This window comes from Rhodococcus sp. JS3073 (genome assembly GCF_026810085.1).
Classification (GTDB): domain Bacteria; phylum Actinomycetota; class Actinomycetes; order Mycobacteriales; family Mycobacteriaceae; genus Rhodococcus_F; species Rhodococcus_F wratislaviensis.
This window is the reverse complement of the sequence record NZ_CP113951.1, coordinates 1,227,388-1,249,778: the sequence shown is the minus strand read 5'-3', so window position 1 is coordinate 1,249,778 and position 22,391 is coordinate 1,227,388. Positions and strand designations below refer to the sequence as shown.

Here is a 22,391-nt window from a genome sequence, read left to right as displayed (position 1 = left end):
AGGACCGGGCCCACAACGGCTCCACCCGGCCGGCACTCGTCGCGGGCGAGCGCCCCCGGGAGTTGCCGCTGTCGCTCGCGCAGCAGCGGATGTGGTTCCTCAACCGTTTCGATCCGTCGTCGCCGGCGTACAACGTTCCGCTCACCGTGCGACTGCGCGGCGAACTGGACGTCGCCGCCCTGGCTGCGGCGCTCTCCGACGTCGTCGCGCGGCACGAGGTGCTGCGGACCGTGTTCCCGGACTCCGATTCCGGTGCGCACCAGGTGATCCTGCCCGCCGCAGGCATCGACCTCGCTCTCGAGCCGGTCGACGTCCGGGAGGAGGACCTGCGGGACCGGATGTTCGAGTTCGGTTCCACCGGCTTCGACGTTACCGACACGATCCCGGTCCGGGCCCGCCTGTTCCGGCTCGGCGCGACCGACCACGTGCTGGTGCTGGTCATGCACCACATCGCGTCCGACGGCGCGTCCACGCTGCCGCTGGCCCGCGACGTCATGACGGCCTATGCGTCCCATCTGGACGGAACGCAGCCCGCGTGGCCGGCGCTGCCCGTCCAGTACGCGGACTACGCGCTGTGGCAGCGGGACGTGCTCGGTTCCGAGGACGACCCCGATTCCCTGGCCGCCGCGCAGATCGACTTCTGGTCGAAGACGCTGGCTGGTGTGCCCGACGTCCTGGCCCTCCCCACCGACCGGCCCCGCCCGACGGTGCGGTCGATGGCCGGTGCCTCCGTCGGCTTCTCCGTCGACGAGGACATCCACCGTCGTCTCGGTGAGGTCGCCCGCGCACACAACGTGTCACTGTTCATGGTGCTGCACGCGTCGCTGTCCGTGCTGCTGGCGCGGCTCAGTTCGAGCACCGACATCGCCATCGGCACAGCTGTGGCCGGGCGCGGTGACGAGGCGCTCGAGAACCTCGTCGGCATGTTCGTCAACACGCTGGTGCTGCGGACCGAGGTCGAGCCCGGAACGTCCTTCGCCGAACTGCTCGAGCAGGTCCGCACCCAGGACCTCGCCGCGTTCAGCAACCAGGACGTCCCGTTCGAGCAATTGGTGGACGCCCTGAAGCCGGCCCGGTCCACGGCGTACTCGCCGCTGTTCCAGGTCGTGCTGACCCATCAGGTCAACGGCATCCCGTCGCTCGAGTTCGCCGGACTCGAGGCGACACCCGGTGCCGTGGACGTCGAGTTCAGCAAGTTCGACCTCACCGTCGACCTGCGCGAACTGTGGTCGGACGAGGGTGCGCCCACCGGGATCACCGGCGTTCTCGGGTTCGCCACCGAGATCTTCGACGCGGATACCGTGCAGGGCTTCGCGGATCGCTTCGTGCGGATCCTCGCCGCCGTCGCAGGCGGCGGAACCGACATCGCTGTGGGCGACATCCCCATCCTCGACGCCGAGGAGACCGAGGAACTGACACCGGTCCGCGGTATCGAGGGCACGTCGCCCACGACTCTCGTCGAACTGCTGTCCGCGGCGGTCGCCGCGAACCCCGACGGGGACGCGATCGTCTCGGGCGGCGACAGCATCACCTACCGCGAGCTGGACGAGCGCTCGAACCGTGTGGCGCGCATCCTGATCGAGCGCGGAGTCGGCGCGGAGACGTTCGTCGGGCTCGGCATCACCCGCTCGATCGCGTCCATCGTCGGAATCTGGGCCGTCGCCAAGAGCGGCGGCGCATACGTGCCGATCGACCCCCGGTACCCGGACGAGCGCATCGCGCACATGGTGACCGATTCCGGTGTGTCGCTCGGGCTTTCCGTGAGCTCCGAGGTCGGCCGGCTTCCCGCGGACGTCGACTGGCTGGTCCTCGACAGCGAAGACTTCGAGAACGCCTCCGCGCGTTACTCCACGGCCCCCGTCGCGGAGGCGGAGCGTCGCACGGCGGTGACACCGGCCAACAGCGCCTACGTGATCTACACGTCCGGCACCACCGGGCAGCCCAAGGGCGTCGTCGTGACCCACCGGGGTCTTGCCAACTTCGCGGCCGAACAGCGTGAGCGTTACCAGGTGACGGCGGACTCGCGGACGCTGCACTTCGCGTCGCCGAGCTTCGACGCGTCCGTTCTCGAACTGCTGCTCGCGGTCGGCGCCGGCGCCACCATGGTGATCGCTCCCACCGACGTGTACGGCGGACCCGAGTTCGCGACGTTCCTGCGCGAGCACCGCGTCACACACGGCTTCGTCACGCCTTCGGCGCTGGCGTCCGTGGATCCGTCCGGGCTGGACGACTTCCAGTTCGTGGTCGCCGGCGGCGAGGCCGTCCCGGCGGAACTCGCGGCCCGCTGGGCACCCGGACGCTCACTGTTCAACGGATACGGTCCCACCGAGACCACGATCATGACCAACATCAGCGACCCGATGGCCGCCGACGGTCCGGTCACGATCGGTGGTCCGATCCGCGGCACCAGCGCACTGGTCCTCGACGATCGACTCCGCCCCGTTCCGGTCGGCATCGCAGGTGACCTCTATCTGTCGGGTCTCGGGCTCGCCCGTGGCTACCACCGGCGCACGCCGCTGACCGCGGGACGCTTCGTCGCGAACCCGAACGGTGAGCCGGGCGACCGGATGTACCGCACCGGCGACGTCGTGCGGTGGAAGAAGGACGCGGACGGCACGCTGACCGTCGACTACGTCGGCCGCTCGGACCAGCAGGTGAAGGTCCGCGGATTCCGCATCGAACTCGGCGAGATCGACGCGGTGCTCGCCAAGCACCCCGCCGTCGACTTCGCCACGACGTCCGTGCTGCCCGGCCCCTCCGGGGATTCGGTCCTCGTGTCGTACGTTCTCCCGGTACCGGGCGCCGAGGTGGACGTCACCCGGATGCTGGACTTCGTGGGCGAGTTCGTGCCCACGTACATGGTGCCGTCGACGATCGTGACCCTCGACGCCATCCCGCTCACCCCGGTGGGCAAGCTCGACCGCCGGGCCCTGCCCGAGCCCGAGTTCCTCGCAGAGGACCGTGAGTTCCGTGCCGCGGGAACCGCTCTCGAACAGCGTGTCGCCGCGGTGTTCGCGGAAGTGCTCGGTGTCGACGTGGTCGGTGCCGACGACTCCTTCTTCACCCTCGGCGGCAACTCGCTCGCCGCCACCCGCGTGATGGCGCGGATCAACGAGGCCGTCGGTATCGACGCACCGGTGCGCGAGATCTTCGAGGCCCCCACGGTGGCGCAGCTGGCCCGCAGGCTGGAAGAACTCGGTGTGGACGGCGGCGCCCGTCCGCCCGTCACCGCCGGAGCGCGTCCGGACCGTCTGCCGCTGTCGCTGGCACAGCAGCGGATGTGGTACGCCAACCGGTTCGATCCCGAATCGGCCGAGTACAACATCCCGTTGGCGCTGCGGCTCACCGGCGCACTGGACGTCGACGCGCTGCGCTCGGCGATCGCCGACGTCGTTGCCCGGCACGAATCGCTGCGCACGGTGTACCCGGATTCCGTCGACGGCCCCTATCAGGTCGTCCTGTCCGCGTCCGACACGAAGTCCGGGCTCGACGTCGTCCGCGTGGCCGACGAGCAGGAACTGCGGGAGCGGGTCGTCGCGCTGGCATCGGCCGGCTTCGACGTCACCGCCGACGTCCCGGTTCGCGCCGCCTTGTTCGAGCTTCGGGAACGCGACCACGTCCTCGTGGTCGTGGTCCACCACATCTCGGCGGACGGCTCGTCGATGGCCCCGCTCGCACGGGACCTGTTCGGGGCCTACGGCGCTCGCGTGCAGGGGGAGGAGCCCAGCTTCTCGCCGCTGCCCGTGCAGTACCCGGACTTCGCCCTGTGGCAGCGGAATCTCCTCGGCTCCGAGGGCGACCCGGAGTCGCTCGCGGGGAAGCAGATCGCGTACTGGACGCACGCGCTCGGCGATGCACCGGAGGTCCTCGACCTCCCGGCGGACCGGCCGCGTCCGGCCGTCCGCAACCCGCAGGGTGGCCTGATCGAGTTCGAGATCGGGCAGGACGTGCACCGGTCGCTGAACGAACTCGCACAGACCCACCAGGCGTCGCTGTTCATGGTGGTGCACACCGCACTCGCCGTGCTGCTGGGACGTCTGAGCAACACCAGCGACATCTCCGTCAGCACCCCTGTCGCGGGCCGCGGTGACCGCGCGCTCGACGACCTCGTCGGGATGTTCGTCAACACGCTCGTGCTGCGCACCGATGTCGACCCGAACGCCCGCTTCAGCACGCTGCTCACGCAGGCACGCGAGGTCGATCTGAATGCATTCGGCAACGCCGACGTGCCGTTCGAGCAGATCGTCGAGGTGCTCCGTCCGTCGCGCACCGCCGCGTACGCGCCGCTCGCGCAGGTGATGCTGAGCTTCCAGAACCTCGAACGGCCGAAGCTCGAGCTCGACGGGCTGACCGTCGAGGTCCTCGAGAGCGGACTCACCACGAGCAAGACCGATCTCGGTGTCGCCGTCGAGGAACGGTTCGACGAGGGGGCCGTCGCGAACGGCATGCGGGGCTGGTTCTCCTACGCCACCGACCTCTTCGACGAGTCGACGGTCCGCGGTTTCGCCGATCGCTTCGTTCGCGTGCTCGAGGCCGTCACGGCCGACGCGGACGCCGTCGTCGGTGACATCGACATCCTGACCGAGGACGAGAAGGCCGGACTGGCCGTGCCGGACGAGGGGACGCAGTCCCTGATGTCGCACTCCATCTCGGAGGAGCTGGCGGCCACCAAGTCGCTGCCCGAACTCCTCGACGGTGCGGCGTCGATCAACCCGGACGGAATCGCGCTGTCGCACAACGGCACCGATGTCACGTACGCGCAGTTGCGGGACAAGTCGGCGGAACTCGCGCGCACGCTCGCCGGTGTGGGCGTCGGCCCGGAGGCCGCGGTCACGGTGGCCCTGTCCACCCTGCTGCCCGGACTGCTCGACGGCTCGTCGGGCGAGGGCTTCGCCGACACGTTCGCCGGTGTCCTCGCGGGCGTGATCGCCGACGCGACGTCGGCGACCTCCGCGACCGCGGCGGAGGAGCGCACCCTCGTCGACCTGTTCGACGAGCAGGTCGCGCGGACGCCGGACGCAGTGGCCCTGGTGTTCGGCGACGAACAGCTGACCTATGCCGAGTTCGACGCCAGGACCAACCGCCTGGCACGGGAACTGCTCGCACGGGGTGTCGGCCCGGAGTCCAAGGTCGCGGTCGCGCTGCGCCGCTCCCTCGAGATGATGATCGCGATCTACGCGATCGAGAAGACGGGCGCCGCCTACGTGCCGCTCGACCCGGATCATCCGGCGGCGCGCACCGCGTACGTGATCGAGAGCGCCTCCCCGGTCTGCGTGCTGACCTCGTCGGCCGATCGGGATGCCGAGACGGACGCGCCGCGGATCGAGGTGGACACCGTCGACCTCTCCGGTCACCCCGACGGTCCGATCACCGATGACGAGCGCGGGGCACCGGTCCGTCCGGATTCGACCGCCTACGTGATCTACACGTCCGGATCGACCGGTAAGCCGAAGGGCGTCGCCGTCAGTCACCGGGCGATCGTCAACCGGTTGCTGTGGATGCAGGACACCTACCCGATGGATTCCACGGACGTCGTCCTGCAGAAGACTCCCGTCACGTTCGACGTGTCCGTGTGGGAACTGTTCTGGCCGCTCGAGGTCGGAGCCAAGCTCGTCGTCGCGATCCCGGACGGGCACCGCGACCCGGCGTACCTCTCCGAGGTCATCGCCGAGCACAGCGTGACCACGATGCACTTCGTGCCGTCCATGCTGGCGGTGTTCACGGCAGGTGCGGACGCCCCGCTGTGCGGTTCACTGCGTCAGGTGTTCTGCAGTGGTGAAGCCCTTCCGCCTGCCTCCGCGGCCGCGTTCCGGGACTTTTCTTCCGCAGCGCTGCACAACCTGTACGGCCCGACGGAGGCCGCGGTCGACGTCACCTACTGGGAGTGCACCGAAGCGGACCGCACGACGGTGCCGATCGGCGCGCCCGTGTGGAACACCCAGCTGTACGTCCTCGACTCCCGGCTGCGTCCGGTGCCCGCGGGCGTGCACGGCGAGCTGTACCTGGCCGGCATCCAGCTGGCCCGCGGCTACGTCGGCCGCAGCGACCTGACGTCGGACCGGTTCGTGGCGAACCCGTTCGGCACGGCCGGGCAGCGGATGTACCGCACCGGCGACATCGTCCGTAAGCGCGCCGACGGCATCGTGGAATACATCGGGCGCCGCGACTTCCAGGTCAAGCTCCGCGGACAGCGGCTCGAGCTCGGCGAGGTCGAGTCCGCGCTTCTGGCGCACCCGTCGGTGGCGCAGGCCGTGGTCGTCGTGCACCGCAGCGAGACCACCGGCGAGAACCTGGTGGGCTACGTGATCCCGGTGGCCGATGTGGCGATCGATACCGCGTCGGTGCTGGACGCGGCAGCGGAGACGCTGCCCGCGTACATGGTGCCCGCCCGGATCCTCGTCTTGGACAGTTTCCCGCTCGGCGCCACCGGCAAATTGGACCGGGGTGCACTTCCCGAACCCGACTTCGTCAAGTCTGAGGCCGAATACGTCGCACCCCGCACCCCGGTCGAGGAGATCGTCGCCGGGGTGTTCGGCGAGGTGCTCGGCGTCGAACGCGTCGGTGCCGCCGACTCGTTCTTCGACCTCGGCGGAAACTCCATCAGCGCAACGAGGCTCACCGCCAGGCTCACCGCCGCGCTCGGCGGGAGGCTGTCGGTTCGGGAGTGCTTCGAGCACCCGACCGTCGCGGAACTCGCGGAGATGCTCGAGGCGACCGCGAGTACCGGCGAACAGCGTCCCGCGCTCGTCGCCCGTCCGCGGCCCGACCGCATCCCGCTGTCGCTGGCGCAGCAGCGGATGTGGTTCGTCAACCAGTTCGATCCGTCCTCCCCGGCGTACAACCTGCCGCTGGCGGTGCGGCTGACCGGCTCGATCGACCCGGCGGCGCTGAATGCGGCGTGGGCGGACGTCGTGGAGCGGCACGAGTCGCTGCGGACGGTATTCCCGGTCGGCGACGAGGACGCGCACCAGGTCGTGCTGCCCGCAGCCGACGTGGTGTCCGATCTGGCCCCGACCCCGGTCGCGGACGAGCAGGACCTGTACGCGCGGATGCGTGAACTCGGCGCCACCGGATTCGACGTCACCGAGACGGTGCCGGTGCGGGTCGCCTGCTTCGAGGTGAACCCCACCGACCACATCCTGATGATGGTCGTGCACCACATCTCGGCCGACGGTGCGTCGCTGGCGCCCCTGTTCACCGACATCATGACCGCCTACGCGGCGCGTGCCGCCGGCAGTGCTCCCGGCTGGGAACCGCTGCCCGTCCAGTACGCCGATTACGCGCTGTGGCAGCGTGAGTCGCTCGGTGACGAGTCCGACCCCGAATCGCTGGTCGCCCGCCAGCTCGGCTACTGGCAGCAGGCGCTCGGCGGGCTCCCCGAGGTGCTCGAGTTGCCGACCGACCGGCCCCGGCCGCCCGTGCAGTCGCTGCGCGGTGCGTCGGCACGGTTCACGATCGACGCGCAGACCCACCGCGGGCTGCTCGCGATCGCCCGAGAAACGAACTCGACCCTCTTCATGGTCGTGCACGCGGCGCTCGCCGTCCTGCTCGAGCGGCTGTCGTCGCAGACGGACGTCGCCATCGGCACGCCGGTCGCCGGCCGCGGCGAGCAGGAACTCGACAGGCTCGTCGGCATGTTCGTCAACACCCTCGTGCTCCGCGCGTCGGTGCGCCCCGACGACACCTTCGCCGACCTGCTGGCCCAGGTGCGCGCCACCGATCTGAACGCGTTCAGCCACAGCGACGTTCCGTTCGAGCGTCTCGTCGAGGTACTCGACGTCCCGCGGTCGACGGCGCACCAGCCGCTGTTCCAGGTGGCGTTGTCGTTCGACAACAACGAGTCGGTCCGGATGGAGTTCCCGGGTCTCGAGATCTCCGCACTCGACGCCCCACTCGAGGTCGCCAAATTCGACCTCCAGCTCAGCGTCGGCGAGCGCTACGTCGACGGCGCCGCTGCAGGTATCGCCGCGACGTTCAACTACTCGACCGACATCTTCGACGAGCAGACCGTCCTGAGCTTCGCGGACCGGTTCGGCCGGATCCTCCATGCCGTGTCGGCCGACCGCGACGTGGTCCTCGGCGACATCGAGATCCTCGACGCCGCGGAGAAGGCCGCGATCGCCCCGGTCCGCGGACCGCAGTCGATCGAGCCGCGCACACTGCCCGAGCTGCTGCGTTCGGGTGTCGAGATCTCGCCGGAATCGGTCGCGGTGTCCTTCGAGGGACGCGAGGTCACGTACCGGGAACTCGACGAGCGGTCGAATCAGCTGGCGCGCGTCCTGATCGATCGGGGCGTGGGACCGGAGAACTATGTCGCACTGGCGATCACGCGTTCCGTCGAATCCATCCTCGGAATCTGGTCGATCGCCAAGGCCGGCGGCGCCTACCTGCCCGTCGACCCGAAGCTTCCGTTCGAGCGGATCGGCGAGATGCTGTCCGATTCGGCGGCGGTCCTCGGACTGACGGTCGCCCGCCATCACGACGACCTTCCCGGCGCGGTGCCGTGGATCGTCCTCGACGATTCTGCGGCGGCCGAGGAGATCGGTGCCCGCGCTGCGGGCGCGGTGGAAGACACGGATCTGCGGCGCGCGCTGACGGTCGACCACCCGGCGTATCTCATCTACACCTCGGGTTCGACGGGTAAGCCGAAGGGCGTGGTGGTCACCCACCGCGGTCTGGCGAACCTCACCCGCGAGGTGCGCGAGCACTACGTCGTGTCGCCGAACTCCCGATTCCTGCACGTCGCGTCGCCGAGCTTCGACACGTCGGTCGGGGAGATGCTCGCCGCGTTCAGCGCGGGCGCCACCCTGGTGATCTCGCCCGCGGACGTCTACGGCGGCGACGAACTCGCCGACCTGATCCGCCGCGAACGGGTCAACAACGTGGTCATGACGCCGACCGCGCTGATGACCGTCGACCCGGACGGGCTCGACTCCGTCACGTCCGTCGTGGTCGGTGGCGACACCTGCACACCGGAACTCGTGGCACGGTGGGCTCCCGGCCGCGAGATGCGCAACGCGTACGGTCCCACCGAGACCACGGTCATCGTCACCATCACCGAACCGATGGTGGCGGGTGAGCGCGTGACGATCGGTTCGCCGCTGCGTGGCGTCGAATCCCTCATCCTCGATTCGCGGTTGCGTCCGGTGCCGGAGGGAGTTCCCGGGGAGCTCTACATCTGCGGTCCGTCGGTGACCCGTGGCTACCACAACCGTCCGTCGGTCACGGCGGAGCGGTTCGTGGCCAACCCGTTCGGCGAACCCGGCGCGCGCATGTACCGCACCGGCGACGTCGTGCGCTGGGCGGACGGGCATCGGGTGGAGTACGTCGGCCGGTCCGACTTCCAGGTGAAGGTCCGCGGGTTCCGCGTCGAACTCGGTGAGATCGACGCCGCCCTGGCCGCACAGCCGGACGTCGAGTTCGCCGTCACCGTGGGTCGCGAGAATCCGGCCGGGCTGACGACCCTCGTGTCGTACGTCCTGCCCGCCGACGGTGTGACGGTCGATGCGGAATCGCTGAAGTCGGTTGTCGGCGAGACGCTTCCGCCGTACATGGTGCCGTCCGTCGTGATCCTCCTCGACGAGATCCCGCTGACCGGCATCGGCAAGCTGGATCGCGCGCGGCTGCCCGAGCCCGAATTCGTCACCGCGGGCGCGGAGTTCCGCGCCCCGACGACACCCGCGGAAGAGACGATCGCAGGCATCTTCGCCGACGTGCTCGGACTCGCGCAGGTCAGCGTCGACGACAGCTTCTTCGACCTCGGCGGAAACTCGCTGAGCGCCACCCGTGTCGTGTCCCGGGCCGGGCAGGTCTTCGGGCGCCGCATCGGAGTGCGGGAACTGTTCGAGGCGCCGACGGTCGCGGGCCTGGCCGCCCGCATCGGCACCCCGGACGAGAACGTCCGACCGCGGCCCGTCCTCGCGCCGCGGGAGAGGTCTGCCTTCGTCCCGTTGTCGCTGGCGCAGTCCCGGATGTGGTTCATCAACCGCTTCGACCCGGACTCGCCCGCCTACAACATTCCCCTCGCGGTCCGGTTGACCGGTGCGCTGGACGTGGACGCGCTGCAGGCCGCCGTGTTCGACGTGCTGGAGCGTCACGAGTCGCTGCGCACGATCTACCCGGACTCGCCGGACGGCCCGCATCAGGTGATCCTTCCCGCCGACCAGGTCCGGCTGGACCTGACGCCCGCCGCAGTGTCGGACGACGAGTTGCGCGAGCAGTTGGTGGAGATGATCACCGCCGGATTCGACGTCACCGCCGACGTCCCGCCGATCCGGACGCGACTGTTCGAGGTCGGCCCGCAGGACTACGTGCTGGCACTCGTCGTGCACCACGTGTCCACCGACGGCGAATCCACGGCGCCGTTCGTGCGCGACGTCATGGTGGCGTACGCGTCGCGGGCGGCAGGCCGGGAACCCGGCTTCGCTCCCCTCCCGGTGCAGTACGCGGACTACGCGATCTGGCAGCGTGAACTCCTCGGCAGCGAGGACGACCCGGACAGCCTGATCGCCGCCCAGCTGGCCTTCTGGAAGAAGACGCTGGCCGGCGTGCCCGACCTGCTCGAGCTGCCGGTGGACCGGCCGCGACCGCCCGTGCAGTCCCTGCGCGGGTCGCGGATCGACTTCACCATCGACGCCGAGGTGCACCGCGGTCTGGCAGCACTGGCCCGCAGGCACAACGCCAGCGTGTTCATGGCCGTGCACGCCGCGTTCGCGGTGCTGCTCAGCCGCCTGTCCGGCACCGAGGACATCTCGGTGGGCACCCCGATCGCAGGCCGCGGTGAGCGCGAACTCGACGACGTCGTCGGCATGTTCGTCAACACCCTCGCGCTGCGGGTGCAGGTCGACGGGCAGCAGACGTTCGACGAGATCCTCGACCGTGCCCGGGAGGCCGACCTCGAGGCGTTCTCGCACGCCGACGTCCCGTTCGAGCGCCTGGTCGAGGTCCTGAACCCGGCACGCTCGATGGCCCATCATCCGATCTTCCAGGTGGGCTACTCGTTCCAGAACACCACGAAGGCCGAGCTGGAACTGCCCGACCTCACCGTCACACCGCTCGAGGTCGAGGGCGACACCGCGCAATTCGACCTGCATCTGATCCTGGCGGACAGCCCCGAGGGGGAGCAGATGTCGGGCGTGTTCACGTTCGCCACCGACCTGTTCGACGCCGTCACCGTGAAGCGTTTCGCGGACATGTTCCGCCGCGTCCTGGCTGCTGCGGTGGATTCGCCCGGGACCGCGGTCGGTGACCTGCCGCTCGCAGGCAGCGACGAGCGCGCGCTCGTGGTGTCCGGATGGAACGACACCGAGCGGGTGTTGCCGGAGACGACGCTCGCGGACATGTTCGCGTCCGCCGCCGCGGAGAACCCGGACGTCACCGCTCTCGTGTTCGAGGGCGAGTCGCTGACGTACGCCGATTTCTCGACGAGGGTCAACCGGTTGGCCCGGCACCTCGTCGGCCGCGGGGTCGGCCCGGAAACCGTGGTCGGCCTGGCAATTCCGCGTTCGGTGGAACTGCTGGTCGGAATGTACGCGATCGCCGCGGCCGGCGGCGCGTACCTGCCGATCGACCCGGACCATCCGGCCGACCGCACCGCGTACATCCTGGAGAGTGCGCAACCCGTCTGCGTCCTGACGACCCGCGCCGTCGCCGGGGGACTGCCGGGCGGAGTCGACCACCTCCTCCTCGACGAACTGGATCTGCGCGGAATCGACGCGTCTCCGCTGACCGACTCGGAGCGGATCGCACCGCTGCGGCCGGAGAACGCCGCGTACGTGATCTACACCTCCGGCTCGACCGGTCGCCCGAAGGGTGTGGCGATCGCGCACCGTGCGATCGCGAACCAGTTGCGCTGGAAGCAGTCGGAATACCCGCTCACCGCGGAGGACTCGGTGCTGCTCAAGACGGCGGCGACGTTCGACCTGTCGGTGTGGGAGTTCTGGTGGGCGCTGACCGCGGGCGCACGTCTGGTCGTCGCCACACCGGACGGACACCGCGACCCGTCGTACCTGGCCGCACTCGTTGCGGAGCAGCAGGTTTCGACGGTGCACTTCGTGCCTTCGCTGCTGTCGGCGTTCGTCGCGGTGGCGGAGCCGGCCCAGTTGGTATCGTTGACACGTGTGCTCTGCATCGGTGAGGCACTGCCCGCCGACACGATGCTCCGGTTCCGCGACGTCTCCGACGCGGAGATCTTCAACCTGTACGGCCCCACCGAGGCCGCTGTCAGCGTCACCCACTACCGGTGCGGCGACGAGCGCGACGGTTCGGTCCCGATCGGCAGGCCCGAATGGAATACGCAGACCTACGTTCTCGATTCGCGTCTGCACCCTGTTCCCGCCGGCGTCACAGGTGAGCTCTATCTCGCGGGCGAGCAGTTGGCGCGCGGGTACTTCGGCCGCCACGACCTCACCGCGGAACGGTTCGTCGCCAACCCGTTCGGCGCGGCCGGGCAGCGGATGTACCGCACCGGTGACCTGGTGCGATGGAACCGGGACGGCAACCTCGACTACGTCGGCCGGAGCGACTTCCAGGTCAAGGTCCGCGGTTTCCGGATCGAGCTCGGCGAGATCGAGCGGGCGCTCGTGGCGCACCCGTCGGTGGCGCAGGGCGTCGTCGTGGTCCACCACGACCGTCACACCGGGGACCGGCTCGTCGGCTACGTGGTGCCGGAGCAGGGCGACTCCGTCGACGACGCCGACGTGCTCGCGTTCGCCGGCCGGTCGGTGCCGGGCTACATGGTGCCGTCCGCGCTGATCACCCTCGACGCATTGCCGCTGAACATCAACGGCAAGCTCGACCGCAAGGCGCTCCCCGAACCCGAGTTCGGCGGCGCCGCGGACCACTACCGGGCCCCGCGTACCCCCGTCGAGGAGATCGTCGCGGGTGTCTTCGCGGACGTGCTCGGTCACGAGCGGGTCAGCGCGGACACGAGCTTCTTCGACCTCGGCGGCAACTCGCTCGTCGCGACGCGGGTGGTCGCCCGCATCAACGCCGCGCTCGACACGTCGATCGGTGTGCGCGAACTGTTCGAGGCTCCGACGGTGATCGCGCTGTCGGCTCGCGCCGAGCAGTCCGATTCGGCGGGCGCGAGCCGCCCGGCGCTGGTGCCGCAACCGCGTCCCGCCCGGATTCCGCTGTCCCCGGCACAGTCCCGCATGTGGTTCATCAACCAGTTCGACACGGCGTCGGCGGCGTACAACATTCCGCTGGCGATCAAGCTGACGGGCCACCTCGACGTCTCGGCGCTCGAACAGGCACTCGGCGACGTCGTCGAACGCCACGAGACGCTGCGCACGACGTACCCCGACACCGGCGACGGTCCGGGCCAGGTCGTGTTGTCGCGGGCCCGGAGTTTCACGTCTCTGGACGTGGAGAACGTCGCCGACGAGAACGCGCTGCGTGAGCGTGTGGTCTCTCTCGTCACCGCCGGTTTCGACGTCGCGCAGGCCGTCCCGGTCCGCGCGCGTCTCCTGCGGATCGATGCCGAGCAGCACGTGCTGGTCATCGTCGTGCACCACATCTCGTCCGACGGCGCCTCGACGGCACCGCTGGCGCGCGACGTGGTGATCGCCTACAGCGCCCGCGCCGCCGGTTCCGAACCTGCGTGGGCACCGCTCGACGTCCAGTACGCGGACTTCTCGCTCTGGCAGCACGAGTTGCTCGGCGACGAGAACGCGTCGGATTCGCTGGCGGCCAAGCAGATCGACTACTGGCGGACCACGCTCAGCGGTCTGCCGGACGTGCTGCCGTTGCCGACGGACCGGCCGCGTCCGCCCGCGCAGTCGATGCGCGGCGCGAACTTCGACTTCGAGATCGACGCGGAACTGCGCGACCGGCTCGGAGCGCTGGCGCGCGAGCACAATGCGTCGCTGTTCATGGTCGCGCACGCGGCACTGTCGGTGCTGCTCGCTCGGCTGAGCGCCACGGACGACATCGCGGTGGGTACCGCGATCGAGGGTCGTGGCGAGGCCGCGCTCGACGACCTCGTGGGCATGTTCGTCAACACGCTGGTGCTGCGCGCCCAGGTCGACGTCGACGCGACGTTCTCCGACCTCCTCGCGCAGGTCCGTCAGCACGACCTCGGTGCGTTCACGCACACCGACGTGCCGTTCGAGCGGCTGGTCGAGATCCTCCAGCCGGAACGCTCGACGGCATTCTCGCCGCTCTTCCAGGTGGCTCTCGCGTTCCAGAACATCGAGCAGGCGCACCTGGAACTGCCCGGCCTGACGGTCGAGGGGCTCGACGGTGGGATCAGTGCCGCGAAGTTCGATCTGCAGCTCACGCTCGCCGACGCAGCCGATGCGCACGGGGACGCGCCGATGCGGGGCGTCTTCACCTACGCGACGGATCTGTTCGACGAACGCACGATCGCGTCGTTCGCGTTCCGATTCCAGCGCATCCTCCAGGCGGTCACCGCCGACGCCTCGGTGCTGATCGGGGACATCGACGTCCTGAGCGAGAACGAGCACGAGGTGCTGGCACCCGTGCGCGGCGCCGACAGCGCCGCACCCGAGCTCCTGTCGAGCATCCTCGCCACCGCCGCCGCGGTGGATCCCGACGCCGTCGCCGTCGTGTGCGGCGACGAGCAGGTCACCTACCGTGAGCTCGACGAGCGCTCGAACCGTCTCGCCCGCGTCCTGATCGGCAGGGGCATCGGGGCCGACGACTTCGTCGCGCTGGCGCTGACGCGTTCCGTCGAATCCATCCTCTCGATCTGGGCGGTCGCGAAGACCGGCGCGGCCTTCGTCCCCGTCGACCCGAGCTACCCGTTCGACCGGATCCTGCACATGGTCACGGACTCCCGTGTGGAGGTCGGTCTCACCACCGGCGCCCACGTCGGCGAGCTGCCCGACACCGTGCGGTGGCTGGTGCTCGGTGAGGACGAGATGGACGGCGACTGCGCGTCCGTGTCGCCCGAGGCCGTCACGGACGCCGATCGCATCCGCCCGACCCGGGTCGACGACGCGGCCTATGTCATCTACACGTCGGGCTCGACGGGTCTGCCCAAGGGCGTCGTCGTCACCCACACCGGGCTGGCGAACGTCACGACCGAGCAGATCGAGCGGCTCCGGCTCACCCCGCAGTCGCGGGTGCTGCATTTCGCCTCGCCGAGCTTCGACGCATCCGTCTTCGAGTTGCTGCACGCCGTGGCCGCCGCGTCGACGATGGTCATCGCGTCCGGCGTCGTGTACGGCGGCGACGAACTCGCCCGGTTGCTGAAGAAGCAGAAGGTCACACACGCGTTCATCACGCCCGCGGCTCTCACCACGGTCGACCCGGCCGGGTTGAACGGCATCGAGGTGCTGTCGGTGGCCGGCGAGGCGTGCCCGCCGGAACTCATGCAGAAGTGGGCACCGGGCCGGCGCATGTTCAACCTGTACGGCCCGTCCGAGGCGACGATCTGGAGCACGTCGAGCAACCCGATGAAGGCGGATCAGCCCGTCACCATCGGTGGTCCCACCCGGGGCGTCGACGTGGTCGTGCTCGACTCCCGGCTCACGCCCGTCCCGGTGGGGGTCGCGGGTGAGCTGTACGTGGCGGGCCCGAGCGTGGCACGCGGCTATCACAACCGATTCGCCCTGACGGCGGAGCGATTCGTCGCCAACCCGTTCGGCGGTCCCGGTGAGCGGCTCTACCGCACCGGCGACGTCGTCCGCTGGGTGCACGACGGGGAGACCGGCGACCTCGTCCTCGACTACGTCGGCCGGTCCGACTTCCAGGTGAAGGTCCGCGGGTTCCGCATCGAACTCGGCGAGATCGACGCCGAACTCGGCAGCCACCCGAGCGTGGACTTCGCGGTCACACTGGGCCACCACCGCGAGCAGACCGGTCAGACCGTGCTGGTGTCGTACGTGATGCCGGCTCCGAGCGCGTCGATCGACGTCGCGGAACTGTCGGCGTTCGTGTCCGAGACCCTGCCCGGGTACATGGTGCCGTCGTCGATCATGGCGATCGACTCGGTGCCGCTGACGCCCGCCGGGAAGCTCGATCGCAAGGCGCTTCCCGAGCCGCAGTTCGTGTCGGCGGCCGGCGAGTACTGCGCGCCGTCGACGCCGATGGAGAAGGCCATCGCCGACGTCTTCGCGCAGGTACTCGGTGTGGACCGCGTCAGCGTCGACGACTCGTTCTTCGCCCTCGGCGGCGACAGCATCGTGTCCATCCAGCTGACGACCCGCGCGAAGAACGCCGGGGTGCTGTTCACGGCGCGGGACGTCTTCGAGCGCAAGACCGTCTCGGCGCTGGCCGACGTGGCCGCCTGGGCCACCGACGTCGAGTCGGTCAAACTCGAGGAGCTGCCGGGCGGCGGCGTCGGATCGATTCCGCTCACACCCATCGCGCACTGGCTGGTGGAGACGGCAGGGACCTTCGAGAAGTTCTCCCAGGCGGTTCTGCTGACCACCCCGCCCGCGGTCACGCGGGATCAGCTCGTGGCCACGGTGGATGCGATCCTGGACCGCCACGACATCCTGCGGTCCCGGCTCACCCGGACCGGGGACGACTGGGCGTTCGAGGTTCTCTCCACCGAAGAGGCATTCGGTGCGGCGGATCTGATCGAGCAGATCGAGTTCACCGACAAGCCGGGAACGGACGGATTCGAGCGGCTGGCACGCGCGGCTCTCGACCGTGCGGCGGAACGGCTGGATCCGGCGTCGGGCCGGATGACGCAGTTCGTGTGGTTCGCTCCCGCGGCGTCGTTGCCGGGGCAGAGCGGCCGCCTGCTGGTGCTCGCGCACCACCTCGTCGTCGACGGGGTGTCCTGGCGAGTGCTGTTGCCGGACTTCGCGACCGCGGGTTCACAGATCACGGCGGGACAGCCGGCGCAGCTCGAAGCGGTCGGCTCCTCGGTCCGGGCCTGGGCACACGGACTGGTCGCGGAGGCGAAGTCGCCGCACCGCGTGGCGGAACTCGACTTCTGGCGCGGGATGCTCGCGGGCACCGATCCGCTGATCGGACAGCGTGCGTTCGATCCCGCACGCGACGTGATCGCCCGGACCGACCGCCTGAGCATGACGTTCTCGACGCAGGTGACGCAGGCGCTGCTCACCACGATCCCGCAGTCCGTGAACGGCGGTGTCAACGACGGCCTGCTCGCGGCTCTCGCACTCGCGGTCGCGCGCTGGCGTGGACTCCGCAACGGGACCGAGGATCGCTCGGTGCTGATCAACCTCGAGGGACACGGCAGGGAAGAGGCGACCGTGCCCGGTGCCGACCTGTCCCGGACGGTGGGCTGGTTCACCAGCCTGTACCCGGTGCGCTTGGACGTCTCCCGCGCCGATCTCGCCGACGCGTTCGACGGCGGGGCGTCGACGGGCGCGGCACTGAAGGCTGTCAAGGAACAGTTGCTTGCCGTGCCCGACAAGGGCATCGGCTACGGGTTGCTTCGCTACCTGAACGAGGAGACCGCTCCGGCTCTGGCCTCGCTGCCGACTCCGCAGATCGGGTTCAACTACCTCGGTCGCGCGGGCTCGGTGGAACTGCCCGCCGAGATCCGGGATCTCGGCTGGATCCCCGACAGCGATTCGGGTGAGTTCGGTGGTGCCATGGACGACGAGATGGTGGCACCGGCGGTGCTCAGCATCAACGCGGTGACGTCGGAGACGGCGTCCGGTCCCCAGATCGAAGCCAAGATCGCGTTCGCCACCGAGATTCTCGACGAGGCGGACGTGTGGGAGCTCGCCGAACTGTGGCACGCCGCGGCGACCGCGCTGGCCGAGCACGCCTCCGGGCCGAACGGCGGCGGTCTCACGCCGTCCGACGTTCCGCTGGTGTCCGTGACGCAGGACGACCTCGAGGCGCTCGAGCGGCGCTACCCCGACGCCACCGACGTGTGGCCGCTCGCCCCGCTGCAGTCCGGAATGTTCTTCCATTCCGTTCTCGCCGAGGACGCGGTGGACGTCTACACCGCTCAGGTGGTCCTGGACTTCCAGGGCACGGTCGACGTCCGTCGGCTCCGCGGTGCGGCGGAGGCGTTGATCGCACGTCACGCGAACCTGCGCACGGCCTTCGTCCCCGACGATTCGGGGACCGCGGTCCAGGTGGTCGTCGACCGCGTCGCACTGCCGTGGGAAGAGCTCGACCTCTCCGGGCTGTCCGGGGCCGAACGCGAGGAGCGGATGAGTTCCGTTCTGAGCGAACATCGTTCGGCGCGGTTCGACATGAGCCGTCCGCCCCTGATGCGGTTCCTGCTGATCCGCACGGGCGAGAACAGCTACCGGTTCTCCATCAGCAACCACCACATCCTGCTCGACGGATGGTCGATGCCGTTGCTGATGAAGGATCTGCTGGTGCTGTACGCGACCCGCGGAGACGGTTCGGTGCTGCCGCGTGTGCGTGGCTACCGCGACTTCCTCGGCTGGCTGTCCGAACGCGACACCGACGCATCACGGAGCGCCTGGGCGCACGCACTGGCGGGACTGGACGGTCCGACCGTCCTGGCCCCGGCACCGACCAGCGAGGACCGCCCCGAGCCGGCCGAGTTCGCGCTGCACCTAGGTGAGGTGGTGAGCGAGAACCTGGCGCGCATCGCCCGGGACCGTGGCCTGACGATGAACACGATCGTCCAGGCTGCGTGGGGTCTGCTGCTGGCCCGGATGACGGCCTCGGACGACGTCGTCTTCGGCGCCACCGTGTCGGGTCGCCCGCCGGAGGTCGCGGGCATCGAGTCGATGGTGGGCCTGTTCATCAACACCATCCCGATTCGGGTGCGTATCGATCCCCGAGAATCGCTCCTCGGACTGCTCGAGCGGCTGCAGGCGGAACAGTCGACGTTGTTCGACCACCACCACATCGGTCTTCCGGAGATCCAGCAGATCGCCGGAATCGGTGGGCTGTTCGACACGTTGACGGTGTTCGAGTCGTACCCGGTGGACCGCGCAGGTCTCACCGAGGACAGCGACATCGACGGGCTCCGGGTCGCCGGGGTACAGATCAGCGATGCCTCGCACTACCCGCTGAGCCTGCTGGCCCAGTCGGACAGCGAGCTGCAGCTGGTCCTGAAGTACCTCCCGGACGTATTCGGCGCCGACACCGTCGAGCGGCTCGGATCCCGGCTGAACCGGATTCTGCAGACCATCGCGGCCGGCAGTTCCACGCTGGTGGGCGACCTCGATCTGCTGACCGGCGACGAACGCGAACTCGTCCTGTCCGGGTGGAACGACTCGGCGCACGACGTCGCCGACGAATCCGTGGTGTCGATGTTCGGCGCCCAGGTCGCACGCACGCCGGATCGAACGGCTGTGGTGGCGGACCATGTGCGCCTCACCTACGCCGAGTTCGATGCGCGGGTGAATCGTCTGGCGCGGCACCTGATGTCGATGGGTGTGGGGCCGGACTCGGTGGTGGGCATCGCGATGCGACGCTCGCTCGACATGGTGATCAGCCTCTACGCCGTCCACGCGGCGGGCGGGGCGTACGTGCCGATCGACCCGGAGCATCCTGCGGACCGCACCTCGTACGTGGTCGATAGTGCCATGCCGACGTGTGTGCTGAGCCTGGCCGACGACATCGCGAATCTCGATGTGGACGTGCCGGTGTATCTGGTCGAGGACTTCGACGTGTCCGAGTACGCGGACGGCCCGGTCGAGGATTCCGAGCGGCTCGCCGAGTTGCGCCCGGACAACCTGGCCTACGCGCTGTACACGTCGGGTTCGACGGGACGTCCGAAGGGCGTGGCGATCCCGCACTCGGCGCTCGCCAACCAGCTGGCGTGGATGCGGGACGTCTACGGCATCGGCGCGCAGGACGTGGTGCTGCAGAAGACACCGTTCACGTTCGACGCCTCGGTGTGGGAGCTGTTCCTGCCGTTGGTGGTCGGTGGCACCCTCGTGATCGCGTCGCCGGACGGTCACCGCGACCCCGAGTACATGGCAGCGACCGTGGGCACGGAAGCGGTGACGGTGATCCAGTTCGTCCCGTCCGTGCTGACCATGTTCCTCGACGCCGCGACGGCCGACCGGTGCGGTTCGCTGCGCCTGGTCTTCGCGGGCGGTGAGCCGCTGCCGCAGTCGGCAGCGGAGCGGGTCGCCGGTCTCGGTTCCGCGGAATTGGTGAACCTGTACGGCCCCACCGAGGTGACCATCAACTCGACAGCCCACGTGGTGGAGCAGACGGGCACGGCGCCGATCGCGCCGATCGGTTCGCCGGCCTGGAACACGCGGGCCTACGTCCTCGACGCTCATCTGAACCCGGCGCCGGTCGGTGTTCCCGGTGAGCTGTACCTCGACGGCGCGCAACTCGCTCGCGGATACGTCAACAGTTCGGCGCTGAGTGCGGAACGGTTCGTCGCGAACCCGTTCGGCGATTCGGGTGCGCGGATGTACCGCACCGGCGACCTCGTCCGGTGGAACGAGAACGGCGTCCTCGAGTTCGTGGGCCGCACCGACTTCCAGGTGAAGGTGCGCGGACTGCGTATCGAGCTCGGCGAGATCGAGGAGGCGTTCGTCCGGTACCGCGACGTGGCGCAGGCCGCCGTCATCGTCCACAACAGCGAGGTGGGTGCGCGGCTCGTCGCCTACGTCGTGCCGAAACAGGATGCGACTCTCGACTCGGCGGCGCTGAACGGATTTGTCGCGGAATTGCTGCCCGAATACATGATTCCGGACTCCGTAATGGTGCTCGCCGAACTTCCGCTGGGTACCAGCGGCAAGCTCGACCGGCGCGCGCTGCCGGTGCCGGACTTCGCGTCGGCGGCCGATTTCCGGGCGCCTGGCACCGACACCGAACGTGCACTCGCGACCGTGTTCGGCGAACTGCTCGGCCGGGAGAGCGTTGGAATCGACGATTCATTCTTCGAACTCGGCGGCGACAGCATCGTGTCCATCCAGTTGGTGGCGCGGGCACGTGCGGCCGGTATCCACTTCACCGCGCGAGATGTGTTCGAGCGGCGCACCGTTGCCGAACTGGCCGCGGTGGCCGACTCGGGCGAGTCCGCGGCGGCCGTGCTGCAGGAGTACGAGGGTGGTGGCGTCGGAACGGTGCCGCTCACCCCGGTCGCCCGCAAGATGGTCGAGCGCGGCGGCGACTTCGACCGGTTCGTCATGCCGTTGCTGCTGACACTGCCCGCCGGGATCGGACGCGAGCAGGTGATCGCGACGATCACCGCCGTCGTCGACAAGCACGACGTGCTGCGGTCGACCCTCGTCACGTCCGGCGTGGAGGACGCGCTCGAGATCGCACCCGCGGGCAGCGTCGACATCGACGCCACCGTGCAGCGGGTGGAGATCGCGGCAGGCGACGAACCCGGTTCGCCGGAGTTCGATGCCGTGGCGAGTGCCGCCTTCGACGCGGCGCTGGATCGTCTCGATCCGCGCACCGGGTCGATGCTCCAGTTCGTCTGGTTCGATCCCGCCGAGGCGGATCGGCGCGGACGGCTCCTCGTGTTGCCGCACCACCTCGTCATCGACTCCGTGTCGTGGCGGATCCTGGTGCCGGACTTCGCGACCGCAGGCGCCCAGATCGCCGGCGGAACGGCGCCGTCACTCGAGCCGGTCGGAACGTCGCTGCGGCGCTGGACCGACGGTCTGCTGGAGGCGGCGGCGAGGCCGGAGCGGGTGGCCGAACTCGAGGTGTGGGAACACATGCTCACCGGCCCGGATCCGCTGCTCGGATCGCGTGAGCTGGACCTGGAAACCGATCTGATCAGCACGCTGGAACGGACCCGGGTGGATGTCCCCGCACCGGTCACCGAGGCACTGCTGGGGGGCACGCCGGGCGCGCTCGACGGTGAGATCGGCGACGTCCTCGCGGCTGCCCTCGCGTTGGCGGTGGCCGCATGGCGGCGCGACCGCGGAGTCGACGCTTCGTCGACGGTGGTCACCCTCGAGGGCCACGGACGTGAAGAGTCCACGGTGCCGGGTGCGGATCTGTCGCGGACGGTCGGCTGGTTCACCACGATGTACCCGGCGCGTCTCGATCTCGCCGGGGTCGACATCGCCGATGCCCTGCGGGGCGGCGCGGGCGCGGCGGACGCCGTGCATGCGGTGCGGGATCAGCTGAGCGCGATCCCGGACCGGGGAATCGGGTACGGGCTGCTCCGGTACCTGAACCCCGACACGTCGGCGGTCATGAGGAACTGGCCGGAACCGCAGATCGTGTTCAACTACATCGGACGCGTCAGCGCGGCCGAGGTCCCCGAGGCCGTGCGCGGACTCGACTGGCTGCCCGATTTCGAATCGCCCGTCACGGGTGGATTCGCGAAGAGCGCGATGCCCGCCCAGGCCGCCCTCGACATCCAGTCGGTGATCTCGGAAACCGAGGAGGGCCTGCAGTTGTCGGCGTTCATGTCCTTCCCGCCCGGCATCCTCTCGACGCCGGACGTGGACCGGTTCGGGGAGTTCTGGGTGGCCGCACTCACCGCGCTCGTGGCTCAGGCCGAGGAGCGATTCGGGCGCTGA

Annotated in this window: 1 protein-coding gene (running past one end of the window); it reads left to right on the top strand. The window is 69.5% G+C overall.

What is annotated here, in order from left to right:
- Positions 1-22,391, top strand: the 3' portion of a protein-coding gene (locus OYT95_RS06035) for a non-ribosomal peptide synthase/polyketide synthase (protein WP_328286556.1). 11,335 nt of this gene lie to the left of the window's left edge; only the last 22,391 of its 33,726 coding nucleotides appear in the window; the start codon falls outside the window, past its left edge; its stop codon occupies positions 22,389-22,391.